This is a genomic window from Microvirga sp. jy35 (assembly GCF_056148915.1).
Genome location: NZ_JBWBEW010000003.1, coordinates 200939 through 217203 on the forward strand (window position 1 = coordinate 200939; position 16265 = coordinate 217203).

Here is a 16265-nt window from a genome sequence, read left to right on the forward strand (position 1 = left end):
GGGTAGGGCAGAGCGCCATTCCCGGCTTGCGTTCGGAGCGGTTTACCCCTATATGCGCCCCCATCCCACACGCGGAATCCCCTCATGATCCCATGAGGAACCCCCGGTGGCCGGCTGGACCGGTCCACTGTTCCGCGGAGGCTTAACCGGAGAATAAACGATGGCGCTTCCTGAATTCTCGATGCGCAGCCTGCTTGAGGCTGGCGCTCACTTTGGCCACCAGGCCCACCGCTGGAACCCGAAGATGGGTCAATACATCTTCGGCACCCGCAACAACATTCACATCATCGATCTCGCCCAGTCGGTCCCAATGCTGCACCGCGCCCTCCAGGCTGTCAGCGACACGGTGGCCAAGGGCGGCCGCGTGCTGTTCGTCGGCACTAAGCGTCAGGCTGCCGATGCGGTTGCCGATGCGGCCAAGCGCTCGGCGCAGTATTACGTGAATGCCCGCTGGCTCGGCGGCATGCTGACCAACTGGAAGACAATCTCCGGCTCGATCTCCCGCCTGCGCAAGGTCGACGAGATCCTCGCCGGCGGCGGCCAGGGCCTCACGAAGAAAGAGCGCCTCATGCTCGCCCGCGAGAAGGAAAAGCTCGAGCGCGCTCTCGGTGGCATCAAGGACATGGGCGGCACGCCCGACCTGATCTTCGTCATCGACACCAACAAGGAGCAGCTGGCGATCCAGGAGGCCAAGCGCCTCGGCATTCCGGTGGCTGCCATCGTCGACACCAACTGCGATCCGGACGGCATCACCTTCCCGGTTCCGGCCAATGACGATGCAGGCCGTGCGATCTCGCTCTACTGCGATCTGGTTGCCCGCGCTGCCCTCGACGGCATCTCCCGCGGCGCCGGCGACATGGGCATCGACATCGGTGCTTCCGAGAACCCGCTGGCCGAGGAGCTCCCGGTCAACGACACTGCGGCTCCTGCCTACGAGGGTGAGCAGTTCGAGCGTCTGGCAGCCCCCCGCGGCGCTCCGGACGACCTGACCAAGCTCAACGGCGTCGGCCCGCAGCTCGAGAAGAAGCTCAACGAGGCTGGCATCTTCCACTACTGGCAGCTCGCTGCCATGCAGCCGGCCGATGCCGCCCAGCTCGACAAGGACCTGAAGCTGAACGGCCGCCTCGAGCGCGATGGCTGGATCAACCAGGCACGCTCGATGATCGAAGCCGCTGCTGCGTAAGCCTTACGGCGCCGCACCCTGCAGCGCCGCTTGAACGAATGATCGAGCCCGGCGTTCCACGAGCGCCGGGCTCCCTCTATGCGTAAACCTTTGAAAGGAACAGCCATGGCGAACATTACCGCTGCGATGGTGAAAGAGCTGCGCGAGACGACCAGCGCCGGCATGATGGACTGCAAGGCCGCCCTCGCCGAGACCAACGGCGACATGGAGGCTGCGATCGACTGGCTCCGCAAGAAGGGCCTCTCGAAGGCTGCCAAGAAGGCCGGCCGCGTGGCCGCCGAGGGCCTCGTGGCCGTCGAGTCGTCAGGCCACACCGCGACCATCCTTGAGGTGAACTCCGAAACCGACTTCGTCGCCCGCAACGACGGGTTCCAGGCCTTCGTCCGCGAAGCCGCCAAGATCGGTCTCATGGGCAACGGCACCATCGAGTCGCTCGAGGCTGCCCACTTCCCCGGCTCGCAGACGACCGTGAAGGACCGCCTGCAGGAGCTCATCGCCACCATCGGCGAGAACATGACCCTGCGTCGGATCACGAAGCTCGAAGTCTCGAAGGGCGTGATCGCTTCCTACGTCCACAACGCCGTGACCGAAGGCCTCGGCAAGATCGGTGTGCTCGTGGCGCTCGAGTCCGAAGGCGATGTGACCGTTCTCGGCACGCTCGGCCGCCAGATCGCCATGCACGTGGCGGCTACCAGTCCGGTGGCTCTCGATGCCTCCGGTGTCGATCAGGCGACCATTGAGCGCGAGAGCGCCATCCTGCGCGACAAGAACGCCGGCAAGCCGGACCACGTCATGCAGAAGATCATCGAAAGCGGCCTGAAGAGCTACTTCAAGGAGGTCACCCTCCTGGAGCAGCCCTTCGTGCACGATCCGTCGAAGACCGTGACCCAGGTCCTCAAGGAAGCGGAGTCCAAGGCCGGCAAGCCGGTCACCCTGAAGGCCTTCGTCCGCTATGCCCTCGGCGAGGGCATCGAGAAGGAGGAGGCTCCGGACTTCGCGGCGGAAGTCGCCGCCCAGGCCGGACTCAAGGCCTAAATCGAACGCATGAGAGCATCGGATTCATAACTGGCTTCCCCATATGGATCCGATGCTCGACCTCCTGGCCGGCGCATCGTTGAGGGCTAGAACCCGGGTCCACATTTTCGCACGATGCGCTAGAACGGCGGCTCCTCAGCCGCCGTTTTCATGAGAGAGTTCGAAAAGAAAGGTCTGATGATGGCAACGTTCCGGCGCATTCTGGTGAAGCTCTCGGGTGAGGCCTTGATGGCCCCCGACGGCTACTGGCTCGACCCTCAGACCCTGTCTTCTCTGGCCGAGGATCTGGCCCAGGCGACCCGCGCCGGCTTCGAGATCGCCGTCGTCATCGGCGGCGGCAACATCATTCGGGGCGCCCGCATGAGCGCCGCCGGCTGGATCGACCGTCCCACGGCCGATTCCATGGGCATGCTCGGCACGGTGATGAATTCTCTCGCGATCGAGACCGCTCTGAACGCCGCCGGCGTTCCGGCGCGCACCATGTCGGCGGTCTCCATGCCGACGATCTGCGAGACCTATGCCCGCCAGCCCGCCCTGCATCACCTCGACAAAGGCCAGGTGGTGGTTCTGGCCGGCGGAACGGGCAACCCGTTCTTCACCACCGATACAGCAGCTGTGTTGCGTGCGGCCGAGCTGCGCTGCGACGCGGTGCTCAAGGCCACCCAGGTGGACGGCGTATACTCGGCCGATCCCAAGAAAGACCCGAACGCGGTCCGATTCGACCGGCTGACACATGACGAGGCCATCGCAAGGGACCTGAAGGTAATGGACACGGCAGCCTTCGCGCTTGCTCGGGAGAGCAGGCTGTCGATCATCGTGGGCTCGGTGCATGCTCCCAGCTCCGTGACGGCTCTTCTCCAGGGGAAAGTGCCGTCTACGGTCGTCGCCCCTTGATCCAAGGGTCTTGATGCTGGACCCTGGGGAGCGTAAGCCCGTTTAGATAGTTCGCGTAAGGACAAAACCCATGGCTACGACCTTTGATATCGCCGATGTGAAGCGCCGCATGCAGGGCGCCATCAACGCATTCAAGAACGACCTGGGCAGCCTCAGGACGGGGCGCGCCTCTCCGAACCTGCTCGACCCGATCCAGATCGATGCCTATGGCGCATCGATGCCGATTTCCCAGGTGGCCACCGTCAACGTGCCGGAACCGCGCCTGCTCAGCGTCCAGGTTTGGGATCGCGGCATGGTCGCGGCCGTGGAAAAGGCCATCCGCGAGTCGGATCTCGGCCTCAATCCGCAGACCGAAGGCCAGGTGATCCGCCTGCGCATCCCCGAAATGAACGAGCAGCGCCGCAAGGAGATGGTGAAGGTCGCACACAAATATGCCGAAGAGGCGAAAGTCGCGGTACGTCACGTGCGCCGCGATGGTCTCGACCTCCTCAAGAAGCTTGAGAAGGACAGCGCAATCAGCGAGGATGACGGCAAGCGGCATGCCGACCAGGTGCAGAAGGCGACGGATCAGTTCGTGACCGAGATCGACAGCATTCTCGTCGCCAAGGAAAAGGAAATCATGCACGTCTGATCCTCAGGCGTGCATCGGAACAGGACATCATGAGCGGCGAAGCCAAAAGGGTGGATCCAGGCTTTGCCTGCACGCAAGCAGGCGAGGGGATGCCGGCCCACGTTGCCATCATCATGGATGGGAATGGCCGCTGGGCTGCTCAACGGGGCCTGCCCCGTTTCGAAGGGCACCGGCGCGGGGTCGAGGCGATCCGCCGTGCCGTGCGTACGGCAGGGGATCTGGGGATCCGGTACCTGACCGTCTACAGCTTTTCCGCCGAAAACTGGCGGCGCCCGGCTGACGAGGTCTCAGATCTCATGGGACTTCTCAAGCGCTTCGTCCGGCACGATCTGGCCGAGCTTCACGCCAACAACATCCGGGTCAGGATCATCGGCGAGCGGGAGGGGCTGGCTTCGGATATCCGCCTCCTCCTGGATGAAGCCGAGCAGATCACCCGTGCCAATACGGGCCTGACCCTGGTGATCGCCTTCAATTACGGCGGGCGTCAGGAGATCGTGAGCGCCATGCGGTCCCTGGCCCGGCATGTGAAGGACGGCGTTCTGGATCCAGCCGACATCGACATGGATAAGGTCGAGGCGGCTCTCGACACTTATGGCATACCGGATCCGGACCTGGTCATCAGGACGTCCGGGGAGCAGCGGGTTTCGAACTTTCTGACCTGGCAGACAGCCTATTCCGAGTTCGTGTTCCTGCCGAGCTACTGGCCTGATTTCGACGAGACCGCCTTCAAAGGCGCTATCGATGAGTATTGCAGGCGTGACCGCCGGTTCGGCGGGCTGAGCGCCCGGGCTGTCTGACAATGGTTGCGGAAGAAGGCTCCTCGCCGCCCGAACCTAAGCCCGTCCCCTCCAAGGAACTGACGACCAGAGTTCTATCCGCCCTCGTGATGGTGGCCGCAGCTCTCCTTACGGCTTATCTGGGCGGCTGGGCCTTCGCCCTGTTCTGGCTGGCGGCAGGAATCGCTACCCTGGTCGAATGGACCGATATGACGAGGATCGAACCTCAGCGCCTCGTTCAAACCATTCTCGGGATGGGCCTTGCGGCATTGACGCTCCTTTTCCTGCTCGGTGTCGGGTTTTGGCTTTTCCTTGCCGTCGGGCTTGTTTTCCTGGCGGTCGGGGCTTTCGCCGTCTCCATCGCTCGCAAACGCATCTGGGCCATATCCGGCTTTATCTATGCATCTCCGATCGTCATCGTTCCGCCGATCGTACGCGATCATCCTGAGCTCGGGATCCTCGGTCTGCTCTGGATGTTCGCGGTGGTTTGGGCAACCGATGTCGCTGCCTACTTCACGGGGCGTACCTTTGGAGGCCCGAAGCTCTGTCCCCCCATCAGCCCCAAGAAGACTTGGTCCGGCTTTATCGGCGGGGTGGTTGCCGCGACTGCATTTGGCCTCCTGGTGGCTTGGATAGGCCAGCGTTATGGTGCCAATCTCCCCCTGACCTTTACTGGCATTGCCGCACTTTCCATCGTAGCGTCCATCGCAAGCCAAGTCGGGGACTTGGGAGAGTCGGCTCTCAAGCGCTATTGCCAAGTCAAGGATTCGAGTCATCTCATTCCCGGTCATGGCGGCGTTATGGATCGGCTCGACGGCTTCTGGGCCGTCTGCCTCATCGTCGCGCTCGTTCTCCCGGCCGTTGGCTCCAGCATATAGGCTTTGATGACCCGTTCCCTTACGATCCTTGGAGCAACCGGCTCGATCGGCCGTTCGACGGCGGATGTGGTGCTGGCTCACCGCGATGAGTTCAGGGTCGAGGCGGTCGTGGGCGGCCGCGATGCCCCGGCCCTGGCGGAGGTTGCCCGCCGTCTCGGGGCAAAATTCGCCGCACTGGCCGACGAGCGCGGAGGTGAGGCCTTGCGGCAGGCACTCTCCGGGACGGGGATCGAGAGCGGAGCGGGACAGACTGCCATATTGGAGGCCGCCGGGCGCGAGGCGGACATTGTCCTCGCGGCCATCAGCGGGACCGCCGGCCTCGCTCCCACCCATGCCGCGCTCAAACCGGGCAGGACCATCGCCTTGGCCAACAAGGAAAGCCTGGTCTGCGCCGGTGATGCCTTCATGGCCGATGCTCGCCGCTTCGGTGCCGAGCTCATGCCGGTCGATTCAGAGCACAACGCCCTTGACCAGGCCCTCGCTGCCGGCCGCAACCGGGATGTTGAAAAGGCGATCATCACGGCGACCGGCGGGCCGTTCCGCACGACTCCAAGAGAGCAGATTGCGAAGGCCAGCGCCAAGGAGGCCTCGGCCCATCCGGTCTGGTCCATGGGGTCGAAGATCAACATCGATTCTGCCACCTTGATGAACAAGGGGTTGGAGCTCATCGAGGCGCATCATCTGTTCAACCTTGATGCGGAGCGCCTCGATGTGCTGGTGCATCCGGAGGCGATCGTTCACGGCCTCGTCCAATGGGTCGACGGAGCCGTAACGGCGGGCCTTGCCCTGCCGGACATGAAGGTTCCGATCGCCAACGCCCTGCGCCAGGGCGGTCGCCTGAAGATGGACTTGCCTCGTCTCGATCTTGCCGCGATTGGCCGTTTAAGCTTCGACCGGCCGGATGAGGCTCGGTTTCCGTGTCTCACTCTGGCTAAGGCTGCACTCAAGGCTGGAGGGTCAATCCCCACGATCCTGAACGCAGCCAATGAGATTGCTGTCGAATCCTACATGGCAGACCGGATCGGATTTTACCATGTTTCCGAGATGGTTGGCGAGGTTTGCTCAATCTTTTCCGGAAGACAGCTTGCAGCGCCAGCCACCGTCGAAGAGGCCTTGGCCATTGACGAGGAGGCCAGGCAGGCCGCACGGCGGCTCATTCCGATCTTCGCTGATGCAGCGCGACTGTAAAATGCTGCGAAAGGGACAATGATGGAGTTTCTCACGGCTATCAGCGGCGCAACAGGCTCCCTGTTCCTGACCCTGATGTCCTTCCTTGTGGTGCTCACGGTTGTCGTGTTCGTCCACGAATTCGGCCATTTCTGGGTCGGCCGGCTGTGCGGTGTGGGTGTCACCGCCTTTTCCATCGGGTTCGGACCCGAACTGATCGGCTGGACGGACAAGAAGGGAACGCGGTGGAAGATCGCAGCAATCCCTCTCGGCGGCTACGTGAAGTTCGTTGGCGACCTCAACGCCGCCAGCGTCCCGGACCAGAGCCAGCTCGAACAGATGCCGGTCGATCAACGAGCTATCAGCTTCCCTCACAAGAGCGTCGCCAAGCGGGCTGCGATCGTGGCGGCCGGGCCCATCGCCAACTTCATCCTGGCGATCGCCATCTTTGCAGGATTCAATTACTTTAATGGGCGAGCGGTGCTGGAACCTCGGATTGAGGCGGTTCAGCCGGGCAGCGCAGCCGAGAAGGCCGGCTTCCAGCCGAAGGATCTGATCCTGAGCGTCGACGGCAGGATCATTCAGACCTTCGCTGACATGCAGCTGATCGTGAGTTCCAGCGCAGGCGAACCGCTCGCATTCACGGTGGAGCGTAACGGCGAAACGGTTGCCCTTACGGCAACGCCGAATTTCGTCGAACGGACCAGCCCTTTCGGCAAGCAGCGGATCGGCCTGCTGGGCGTCGAGGTCTCTCGTGACCCTTCCGCGATCAAGCGCCTGACCTATTCCCCCTGGGGAGCCTTGAAGGCTGCTGTGGTCGAGACCTGGAACCTCGTGGAAAGGACTCTCAACTTCATCCGTCGCCTGGTGATGGGGGTGGAATCGGCCGATCAGCTCTCGGGGCCTATCGGAATCGCCAGAGCCTCCGGAACCGCCTTCGACATCGGCGGGGTCTACAGCCTCGTCAGCCTGATCGGCTTCATGTCGGTCTCCATCGGTCTCATTAACCTTTTTCCCATTCCCCTGCTGGATGGCGGCCACCTTCTGTTCTATGCCATTGAGGCCGTGCGTGGTCGTCCTTTGAGCGAAAAGGCCCAGGAAATCGGTTTCAGAATCGGGTTTGCCCTGGTGGCGATGCTGATGCTGTTCGCCACTTGGAATGATCTTGTTCACCTTGGCACCAGTTTTATGAGCCCGGGATCGTGACAAGGACGCCACGCAGGATAAAAATCGCTACTCTGCTGTGGACGCGCCGTTTGCAATAGCGGCGAAAGTTTGTACAAGCGCTTCACATGGATAAGGTTGGGGGCACTCGTCTCCAGCCTGCGGGGACACCTCCGCAAGGGATATAAAGACAAAGAACGGGCCAGTTGATGATGTCGACGACCACGCCTCGCCGGAAGAAGCCGGCCACCACCGCCGTTATCGCAATCAGCGCGCTGATGGCCGGAATCACTGCCGCGGAGAGCGCCTTCGCGCAGCAGGTGGCCCCAAGAAACCGCCGTGCTTCGGCCGCGCAGGGCCCTGTCGTCAACCGGGTGGTGGTCGAAGGGAACAGGAAGATCGAGAGTGCGGTCTTCCAGGATCAGCTCCAAGCCCGCGCCCGCGCCCCCTACAACCAGGCTGTCATTGATGCTGACGTCGGGCGTATCCTTGAGATCTACCGGCAGTCCGGCCGTGGGCTTGCCCAGGTTACGCCGCGGGTGGTCGATCTCCCCAACGGCACGGTGGACGTGGTCTACACGGTCGTCGAGGGTGACAAGACGGGCGTGAAGGAAATCCGGTTCGTCGGCAACAACCAGGTCTCGTCGAGCCGCCTGCGCGGCGTCATGCAGACGACGGAGACGAACCTCCTGAGCTTCCTCAAGAGCACCGACGTTTATGATCCGGACCGTCTCGCGAATGACCTGGAACTGGTCCGTCGCTACTACCTGAAGAACGGCTATGCCGACTTCCGCATCGTTTCGAACGATGTCACGTTCGACGCCAATGGCGGTGGCTATGTCATCACCATTGCGGTGGAAGAGGGCGAGCAGTACCGGGTGGGCAGCGTGAGCGTCGATCCCCGGCTTCCCGGGGTGGATCCCGCGGCCATCCGCCGGGGAGTCGCGACTTCGGAAGGTTCGGTTTACAACGCCGAAGCCGTCGAGAAGTCGGTTCAGAGCCTCACCGCCAATGTCGCGCGTCAGGGCAACCCCTTCGCCCTGGTGCGCCCAGTCGGCGCCCGCGATCCGTCGACCCGCACGATCAGCCTCACCTATGTGGTCGAGGAAGCTCCGCGGATCTACATCGAGCGGATCAACGTGCGCGGCAACAGCCGCACCCGCGACTACGTCATCCGCCGCGAGTTCGAGCTCGGCGAGGGCGATGCCTATAATCAGGTGCTCGTCGACCGTGCCGAGCGCCGCCTGAACAACCTCGGGTACTTCAAGCGCGTTCGCATCTCCAACGAGCCCGGCTCGTCTGCTGACCGTGTCGTCGTGAACGTGGATGTGGAAGATCAGTCCACCGGTGCGTTCTCGATCTCGGGCGGCTACTCGACGGCAGATGGCTTCATCGGCGAAGTGTCGGTCACCGAGACCAACTTCCTGGGCCGGGGCCAGTTCGTGCGCCTCGCAGGCCAGCTCGGCCAGCGCGCCCACGGCGTCGACTTCTCGTTCACCGAGCCGTACTTCCTCGGCTACCGGATGTCTGCGGGTATCGACCTGTTCTCGAAGTTCAGCGACCAGACCCGCTACTCCCGCTACGAGAACCGCATGACCGGCGGTACGCTGCGCCTGGGTCTTCCGTTCACGGAAGAGTTCACCATCACGGCCCGCTACTCGCTTTATCAGCAGGAGCTGGAGATCCCGAACGATCCTGACCAGCCCTTCAATGACTGCTCGGTTCCGATCCCTGGCTTCACCCCGCTCGCTGGCGGTGGGCTTGCTACCGGTGCGCCGGGCGAGATCGCGTCCCGCACGGGTTGCGAAGGGAACGGCGAGGCTTCGTTGGCGATCAAGCAGTCTCAGGGCGAGTCGATCACCTCGCTGGCAGGCCTGACCTTCAACTACAACACGCTCGACAGCACCAGAAACCCTCGGAACGGCTTCTATGCTGAGGTGAAGACCGACTTCGCGGGCCTCGGTGGTGACTCCCGCTACTTCCGTGTGACCGGTGACGCTCGCTACTACCACGAGCTCTTCGAGGATGTCGTGGGTATTGCCCGTCTCCAGGGCGGCCATATCATGGGCTTCGATAACAACGACGGTGGTGATAATGGCGATCTGCGCATTATCGACCACTTCTTCATGGGGCCGGCTCTGGTGCGCGGCTTCGCGCCCAACGGTATCGGTCCGCGTGACATCTCGAGCTTCGACAGCAGGGCGAATGCCATCGGCGGTACCACCTACTTCGGCGGATCGCTGGAAATGCAATTCCCGATCCCTCTCCTGCCACGTGAGCTGGGCCTGAGGGGTGCCGTCTTCGCAGATGCCGGTACGCTCTTCGGCTACGACGGTCCGACCACTTTTGGCGGGGGTGGAAGCATCCTCGATCCTCTCGAGTGCCGGCCCGTCGGCGACAGGCCGCAGAACTGTATCGAGGTTCTCGACAGCAGCAAGCTGCGCTCGTCTGTTGGTGCCTCGATCCTGTGGACCTCACCCCTCGGCCCGATCCGCTTCGACTATGCGTTCGCACTCTCGAAGGAGGAGGGCGAACTCAGGGATGGCGTTCGTGTGGGCGGCGACCGTACCCAGGCCTTCCGCTTCACGGGCGGCACGCGCTTCTAATCGGAGGGGGCGCCGAAAGGTGCCCTCACTTATGCTTCATGGCTGAATCGAACTTCTTTCCGCAAAGCCAGACGTTGAAACTGCGTCAGGTGGCGGAGATGGCAAATTTAGCGCTCCCCGACGGCACCGACGGGGAGTTTTTGCTTCGTGGGGTTGCCCCTCTCGAAAGCGCAGGTCCGGGCGATCTCGCCTATATGGACAATCCAGCCTATGTCGGAGCGCTGGCGGCGACCCAGGCTGCTGCATGCCTCGTGACGCCACGCTATGCCGCAAAGGTACCGTCTCATACGGTTGCCCTCGTCACGCCCCAGGCCTACCGGGTTTTCGCTCAGGTCCTCGCGATCCTGTTCCCATCCGCCATGCGGCCGGAATCCTCCTTTGCTGCAACTGGGGTCTCCCCAGGCTCCTTCGTGCATCCCTCTGCAAGGCTGGAGCATGGCGTCCGCGTCGATCCGGGCGCCGTAATCGGACCGTACGCGGAGATCGGATCGGGTACCCTGATCGGCGCTCACTCCGTGATCGGTCCCAATGTGAAGATCGGGCGCGACTGCTCCATCGCGGCGAACGTGACCGTCACCCACGCCTATCTCGGCAACCGGGTCATTATCCATCCGGGGGTCAGGATCGGCCAGGACGGCTTCGGCTTTGCCATGGGGCCCCAGGGACATCTGAAGGTGCCGCAGGTCGGGCGCGTCATCATCCAGGACGACGTTGAGATCGGGGCGAATACCACGGTCGACCGGGGTGCAAGCCGCGATACGGTAATCGGCGAGGGCACCAAGATCGACAACCTGGTTCAGATCGCCCATAACGTGGTGATCGGCCGCCACTGCGTGATCGTAGCCCAGGTCGGCATCGCCGGCTCTACTACCGTCGAGGATTTCGCCGCGATCGGGGGGCAGGTGGCCGTGAAGGGCCATGTCCGGATCGGCATGGGGGCTCAGATCGCAGCCACGAGCGGCGTCAATGGCGATGTTCCGCCAGGAGCCCGCTGGGGCGGAATCCCGGCGCGGCCGATGCGGGAGTGGTTCCGCGAAATTACGGCGCTGAAAAAGCTTGCATCCCAGGGCGATTCCGCCAAAGACGACGATGCGTCTTCATAACGTTCATTGAAGACATTCTCTACCGTTCGGAGTTCCCATCATGTCCGAAGCGCCCACCACGCTTCAAACCGCCGATATCATGGAGATCCTGGAGCTGCTGCCGCACCGGTATCCCTTTCTCCTGGTCGACAAGATCATCGAGATCGACGGCGACAACTCGTGCATCGGCATCAAGAACGTCACCTTCAATGAGCCACAATTCACGGGCCATTTTCCGTCGCGTCCGATCTTCCCGGGCGTTTTTCTCATCGAGGCGATGGCTCAGACGGCGGGGGCAATCTGCGTGAAGGCCAAGATGGCCGAACAGGCTAAGCCGAAGCAGGTGTACTTCATGACGATCGACAAGGTGAAGTTCCGTAAGCCTGTGGAGCCGGGTGATCGGATCGAGTTCCACATGCGCAAGCTGAACAACCGGCGCAACATGTGGTGGTACAAGGGTGAGGCAAAGGTGGACGGCATCCTGGTCTGCGAAGCTGAAGTCAGTGCCATGCTGGTGAGCGACTGATGGAAACGTTGATTCATCCGTCCGCCGTCATCGAAGATGGGGCGAAGATCGGTCCAGGCGTTAAGATCGGCCCGTTCTGCACGGTTGGCCCCGAGGTCGAGCTGGGCGAGGGATGCCAGCTCCTGAGCCATGTGGCTCTGGCGGGACGCACCACGATCGGTCCCCGGACACGGATCTTCCCCTTCGCCTCTATCGGCCACATTCCGCAGGACCTGAAATACAAGGGCGAGCCCTCGACGCTGGAGATCGGCGCCGATTGCATGATCCGCGAAGGCGTGACTATGAATCCTGGTACCGAAGGTGGCGGCCTTCGAACGGTCATCGGGGATCGCTGCGCTTTCCTGGCGGGCTCCCATGTGGGACATGACACGAAGGTCGGGAGCGACTGCATCCTCTCCAACAACGTCATGCTGGCCGGCCACGTGACGGTGGGGAATTTCGTGATCTTCGGTGGCGGCTCCGCGGTGATCCAGTTCGCCAGGGTAGGCTCCCATGCCTTCGTGGGTGGGATGTCGGGACTCGAGAACGATCTGATCCCCTATGGCATGGCCATGGGCAACCGGGCGCATCTCGCCGGTCTCAACATCATCGGCCTGCGCCGCCGCGGCTTCACCCGCGAGCAGATTCATGACATCCGCCGTGCCTACCGGCTTCTCTTCGCGGATGAAGGCACCTTGTCTGAGCGTGTCGAGGACGTGGCTGGCGAGTTCGACAGCCATCCATTCGTGCACGAGATCCTCGATTTCATCCGTGCCGGCGGAGACAGGGCCATCTGTACGCCGCGGGATCCCGTCAGTTCAACCGGATGATGCCCCAAGGCCCCATTGCAATCCTCGCCGGGGCCGGGCAGCTTCCCATCCAGCTCTTGATCCATCTGGAGCGGACGGGGCAGGACGTCCGGGTCTTGGCCTTCCGCGGCTTTGCGGAGGCCGAGCTGCAGCGCCGCGCCCATGCCACCGTCGATCTTCTCGATCTCAAGACAATCATGAGCACTCTCGAGGGCTGGCGGCCGCAGGCCGTCTCCCTTGTCGGGGCCGTGCGCCGTCCTGGATTCTCCGCGCTGCTGAGCGCCTACTCCCTGCTTCGCAACATGCACGAGGTGAAGGAGGTCATCGCACGGGGGGACGATCAGGTGCTGCGGGGGGCCGTGATGCTCTTGGAAGAACATGGGCATAGGGTCGTCGGTGCCCACGAATTGGCCCCCGACCTCGTGGCGTCCCGCACGCTCACCGGTACCCGGCAGCCGGGAGCTGATGATCATGAAGCCATCTCCTTTGGGCTCGAACTTCTCGCCTCCCTGTCGGACTTCGATATCGGGCAGGGAGCCGTCGTCGACCGCAGGCATGTTCTGGCCATCGAGGGACCCGAAGGCACCGACCGCATGATCCGTCGGGTGCGGAGCCTGCGCCAGACCTGGTTCGGTCTTCGCCGTCGCGAGGAAGGCGGAGTGCTGATTAAGGCCGCCAAGCGCGGTCAGGATCTGCGGGTCGACATGCCGACCATCGGCCCGAGAACAGTAGCTGAGGCCGCCAGGGCTGGTCTCTCCGGCATTGCCATCGGCGCGGGATCTACCTTTGTGCTCGACCAGGAGGAAACTCTGCGCACGGCCAATCGCCTGGGGCTCTTCCTCAGCGCTGTCGATCTGCCCTGGATGGAGAAGCCTCTTGGCTGAGAACAAGCCGCTGACGATCTGGATCGTGTCGGGCGAGGAGTCTGGCGACCAGCTCGGCGCCAAGCTGATGCGCTCCCTGAAGGCGCGGCTCGGAGCCGAGCGCCTCCACTTCGGCGGCGTGGGCGGGCACGCCATGGAAAAGGAGGGACTGAACAGTCTCTTCCCCCTGGAGGAGATTGCCGTCATGGGCTTCTCCGCCGTGATCGCGCGACTGCCCGCAATCCTGAAGCGGATTCGCATGACGGCAGACGCAGTGATCGCTGCAAACCCCGACATGCTTGTCATCATCGACAGCCCGGATTTCACCCATCGTGTGGCCAAGGCCGTTCGCCAAAGCGCGCCGGGCATTCCTATTGTCGATTATGTCAGCCCCTCCGTCTGGGCTTGGCGCCCTGGGCGCGCTCCGAAGATGCGCGCGTATGTGGATCATCTCTTGGCGCTCCTGCCTTTCGAGCCTGAGGCGCATCGACGTCTGGGAGGCCCGCCAACCACTTACGTCGGGCATCCGCTCATCGAGCGTCTCTCCGAGATCAGGCCCGCGGCCGGGGAGAGGCGGCATGTAGAGGGTCAGCCGCTGAAGCTGCTCGTCCTGCCCGGCAGCCGCCGCTCGGAAGTGAGTCGGCTGATGGAGCCGTTCGGTGCCGCCCTGGCGCTCCTGAAGGAGCGTTCGCCGCATTCCTTCGAGGTGACGATCCCGGCGGTTTCTCATCTTGCGCAGGAGATCAGAACACGGGCCGAGAGCTGGAGCGTGCGACCTCGGATCGTGGAAGGGGAGGCGGCCAAATCGGAGGCGTTCCGGCAAGCTGATGCGGCGCTCGCTGCTTCCGGCACCGTCACGCTGGAACTCGGGATTTCGGGTGTTCCGATGGTCGTGGCCTACCGGGTTTCGAAGATCGAGGAAGTGCTGAAATACCTGATCAAGGCGCCCTCCATCGTACTGACCAACTTGGTTCTCGGTGAGAACGTCATTCCGGAACTCATTCAGTGGGATTGTACGCCGGAGAAACTGGCTGAGGCGCTCCTGCCGCTTCTGAGCGACACACCGGAACGGCAACGGCAGATCGACGCCTTCGGCAAGCTCGACACTCTCATGAAGATCGGGGATGAGGCCCCAAGCGAACGAGCCGCTCGGATTGTGGAAGAGGTGCTGTCGGAGCGCACCTGAGCTTCGATCCAAACTTAGATGTGAGGCGGCGCTGCTACTTGCGGCAAGCATGAAAAAGGGGCCTTTCGGCCCCTTTTCTGTTCAACCCTTGAGACAACGCTTACCCGCGCTGTGCGACCGTGACGTAGTCTCGCTCGGGCGAGCCCGTGTAGAGCTGGCGCGGACGGCCGATGCGCTGGGACGGATCCTCGATCATTTCGCTCCACTGGGCGATCCAGCCGACCGTGCGGGCCAGCGCGAACAGCACCGTGAACATGGAGGTCGGGAAGCCCATCGCCTTGAGGGTGATGCCCGAATAGAAGTCGATGTTCGGGTAGAGCTTCTTCTCGACGAAGTACTCGTCCTTGAGCGCGATCTGCTCAAGCTCCACGGCCACGTCGAGGAGCGGGTCGTCCTTGATGCCGAGCTCGTTGAGAACCTCGTGGGTGGTCTTCTGCATGATGCGAGCGCGCGGGTCGTAGTTCTTGTAGACCCGGTGGCCGAAGCCCATGAGGCGGAACGGATCGTTCTTGTCCTTCGCCTTGGCGATGTACTCCGGAATACGGTCCGGCGTGCCGATCTCCTCCAGCATCTTGAGCGCCGCCTCGTTCGCGCCGCCATGGGCGGGGCCCCACAGGCAGGCGATGCCGGCTGCGATGCAGGCGAACGGGTTTGCACCCGACGAGCCGGCAAGACGCACGGTCGAGGTCGAGGCGTTCTGCTCGTGGTCGGCGTGAAGGATGAAGATCCGGTCGAGGGCCCGCGAGAGCACGGGGTTGACCTTGTACTCCTCAGCCGGAACCGCAAAGCACATCTTCAGGAAGTTTGACGTGTAGTCCAGGTCGTTCTGCGGATACACGAAGGGCTGGCCGATGGAGTACTTGTAGGCCATGGCCGCCAGCGTCGGCATCTTGGCGATCATGCGCATGGAGGCGATCATGCGCTGGTGCGGATCCGAGATGTCCGTCGAGTCGTGATAGAAGGCCGATAGGGCGCCGACGCAGGCGACCATGATGGCCATCGGGTGCGCATCACGGCGGAAGCCGGTGAAGAACCGGTTCATCTGATCGTGCACCATGGTGTGGCGCGTGACGCGGTAGTCGAAGTCCGCCTTCTGTGCAGCTGTCGGCAGCTCACCGTAGAGAAGCAGGTAGCAGGTCTCAAGGAAGTCGCCGTGTTCGGCGAGCTGGTCGATCGGGTAGCCGCGGTAGAGCAGGATGCCCTGGTCGCCGTCGATATAAGTGATCTTCGACTCGGTGGCCGCCGTTGACGTGAAACCGGGATCGTAGGTGAACATCCCGGTCTGGCCATAAAGCTTGGAAATGTCGACGACGCTCGGGCCGATCGTGCCTTCTTTGACCGGCAGCTCCACGGACTTTCCGTCGACTGAAATGGTGCTGTTGCTGGAACTCATTCGTCATGGCCCTTTCAAAAGGAGGCCGGGCAGAACCTAGAGCAACCGGGGGAGCGGAGTAGGCCCTCGGGGCTGCCGAACCAGGGTTTGCCG

The 16265-nt window shown here is 62.9% G+C and carries 15 protein-coding genes; 14 read left to right on the forward strand and 1 reads right to left on the reverse strand.

Annotated elements, in window-relative coordinates:
• Positions 1-160 precede the first annotated feature (160 nt).
• The 14 genes from AC0QTX_RS04260 (at position 161) to lpxB (ending at position 14779) form a co-directional block, all read left to right on the forward strand.
• A complete protein-coding gene (locus tag AC0QTX_RS04260) occupies positions 161-1183 on the forward strand; it encodes a 30S ribosomal protein S2 (RefSeq protein ID WP_474602577.1) in 1023 nt (340 codons plus the stop codon).
• Positions 1184-1288: 105 nt separating this feature from the next.
• On the forward strand, positions 1289-2218 hold the full coding sequence (tsf, locus tag AC0QTX_RS04265) for a translation elongation factor Ts (RefSeq protein ID WP_474602578.1): 930 nt from the start codon (positions 1289-1291) through the stop codon (positions 2216-2218).
• Between the two features lie 180 nt (positions 2219-2398).
• A complete protein-coding gene (pyrH, locus tag AC0QTX_RS04270; protein WP_474602693.1) occupies positions 2399-3112 on the forward strand; it encodes a UMP kinase in 714 nt (237 codons plus the stop codon).
• Positions 3113-3182: 70 nt separating this feature from the next.
• Positions 3183-3743, forward strand: coding sequence for a ribosome recycling factor (gene frr, locus AC0QTX_RS04275; RefSeq protein WP_474602579.1), 561 nt, complete (start codon positions 3183-3185; stop codon positions 3741-3743).
• 89 nt (positions 3744-3832) lie between these two features.
• Positions 3833-4540: an isoprenyl transferase gene (locus AC0QTX_RS04280; protein ID WP_474602580.1), complete on the forward strand. Its 708-nt coding sequence runs from the start codon at positions 3833-3835 to the stop codon at positions 4538-4540.
• Between the two features lie 2 nt (positions 4541-4542).
• Positions 4543-5397: a phosphatidate cytidylyltransferase gene (locus tag AC0QTX_RS04285; RefSeq protein WP_474602581.1), complete on the forward strand. Its 855-nt coding sequence runs from the start codon at positions 4543-4545 to the stop codon at positions 5395-5397.
• 6 nt (positions 5398-5403) lie between these two features.
• Positions 5404-6585 carry a 1-deoxy-D-xylulose-5-phosphate reductoisomerase gene (dxr, locus tag AC0QTX_RS04290; RefSeq protein ID WP_474602582.1) on the forward strand — a complete coding sequence of 394 codons (1182 nt, stop codon included), beginning with the start codon at positions 5404-5406 and terminating at the stop codon, positions 6583-6585.
• A 21-nt stretch (positions 6586-6606) separates the two neighbouring features.
• The gene (gene rseP / locus AC0QTX_RS04295; protein WP_474602694.1) at positions 6607-7770 is read left to right on the forward strand and encodes an RIP metalloprotease RseP; all 1164 of its coding nucleotides are present in this window, start codon (positions 6607-6609) and stop codon (positions 7768-7770) included.
• Between the two features lie 167 nt (positions 7771-7937).
• The gene (bamA, locus tag AC0QTX_RS04300) at positions 7938-10334 is read left to right on the forward strand and encodes an outer membrane protein assembly factor BamA (RefSeq protein ID WP_474602583.1); all 2397 of its coding nucleotides are present in this window, start codon (positions 7938-7940) and stop codon (positions 10332-10334) included.
• A gap of 38 nt (positions 10335-10372) precedes the next feature.
• Positions 10373-11437: a UDP-3-O-(3-hydroxymyristoyl)glucosamine N-acyltransferase gene (gene lpxD / locus AC0QTX_RS04305; protein WP_474602584.1), complete on the forward strand. Its 1065-nt coding sequence runs from the start codon at positions 10373-10375 to the stop codon at positions 11435-11437.
• A 40-nt stretch (positions 11438-11477) separates the two neighbouring features.
• Positions 11478-11942, forward strand: a complete 465-nt coding sequence (fabZ, locus tag AC0QTX_RS04310; protein ID WP_474602585.1) for a 3-hydroxyacyl-ACP dehydratase FabZ — start codon at positions 11478-11480, stop codon at positions 11940-11942.
• A complete protein-coding gene (lpxA, locus tag AC0QTX_RS04315; protein WP_474602586.1) occupies positions 11942-12751 on the forward strand; it encodes an acyl-ACP--UDP-N-acetylglucosamine O-acyltransferase in 810 nt (269 codons plus the stop codon). Before fabZ ends, lpxA begins: the two co-directional genes overlap by 1 nt.
• A complete protein-coding gene (locus tag AC0QTX_RS04320; protein ID WP_474602587.1) occupies positions 12748-13614 on the forward strand; it encodes an LpxI family protein in 867 nt (288 codons plus the stop codon). Before lpxA ends, AC0QTX_RS04320 begins: the two co-directional genes overlap by 4 nt.
• Positions 13607-14779, forward strand: a complete 1173-nt coding sequence (gene lpxB, locus AC0QTX_RS04325) for a lipid-A-disaccharide synthase (protein WP_474602588.1) — start codon at positions 13607-13609, stop codon at positions 14777-14779. Before AC0QTX_RS04320 ends, lpxB begins: the two co-directional genes overlap by 8 nt.
• Before the next feature lie 100 nt (positions 14780-14879).
• Here lpxB and gltA read toward each other — a convergent pair whose 3' ends face one another.
• Complete coding sequence (gltA, locus tag AC0QTX_RS04330) at positions 14880-16172, reverse strand: citrate synthase (protein WP_474602589.1); 1293 nt, start codon at positions 16170-16172, stop codon at positions 14880-14882.
• Positions 16173-16265: the final 93 nt, after the last annotated feature.

Excerpts from the sequence above, each read along its gene's own strand:
- pyrH (WP_474602693.1), top strand. The coding sequence starts at position 2,399 with ATGGCAACGTTCCGGCGCATTCTGGTGAAGCTCTCGGGTGAGGCCTTG.
- bamA (WP_474602583.1), top strand. The coding sequence starts at position 7,938 with ATGATGTCGACGACCACGCCTCGCCGGAAGAAGCCGGCCACCACCGCC.
- AC0QTX_RS04280 (WP_474602580.1), top strand. The coding sequence starts at position 3,833 with ATGCCGGCCCACGTTGCCATCATCATGGATGGGAATGGCCGCTGGGCT.
- tsf (WP_474602578.1), top strand. The coding sequence starts at position 1,289 with ATGGCGAACATTACCGCTGCGATGGTGAAAGAGCTGCGCGAGACGACC.
- AC0QTX_RS04320 (WP_474602587.1), top strand. The coding sequence starts at position 12,748 with ATGATGCCCCAAGGCCCCATTGCAATCCTCGCCGGGGCCGGGCAGCTT.
- lpxA (WP_474602586.1), top strand. The coding sequence starts at position 11,942 with ATGGAAACGTTGATTCATCCGTCCGCCGTCATCGAAGATGGGGCGAAG.
- AC0QTX_RS04260 (WP_474602577.1), top strand. The coding sequence starts at position 161 with ATGGCGCTTCCTGAATTCTCGATGCGCAGCCTGCTTGAGGCTGGCGCT.
- frr (WP_474602579.1), top strand. The coding sequence starts at position 3,183 with ATGGCTACGACCTTTGATATCGCCGATGTGAAGCGCCGCATGCAGGGC.
- AC0QTX_RS04285 (WP_474602581.1), top strand. The coding sequence starts at position 4,543 with ATGGTTGCGGAAGAAGGCTCCTCGCCGCCCGAACCTAAGCCCGTCCCC.
- gltA (WP_474602589.1), bottom strand. The coding sequence starts at position 16,172 with ATGAGTTCCAGCAACAGCACCATTTCAGTCGACGGAAAGTCCGTGGAG.
- dxr (WP_474602582.1), top strand. The coding sequence starts at position 5,404 with ATGACCCGTTCCCTTACGATCCTTGGAGCAACCGGCTCGATCGGCCGT.
- rseP (WP_474602694.1), top strand. The coding sequence starts at position 6,607 with ATGGAGTTTCTCACGGCTATCAGCGGCGCAACAGGCTCCCTGTTCCTG.
- lpxD (WP_474602584.1), top strand. The coding sequence starts at position 10,373 with ATGGCTGAATCGAACTTCTTTCCGCAAAGCCAGACGTTGAAACTGCGT.
- fabZ (WP_474602585.1), top strand. The coding sequence starts at position 11,478 with ATGTCCGAAGCGCCCACCACGCTTCAAACCGCCGATATCATGGAGATC.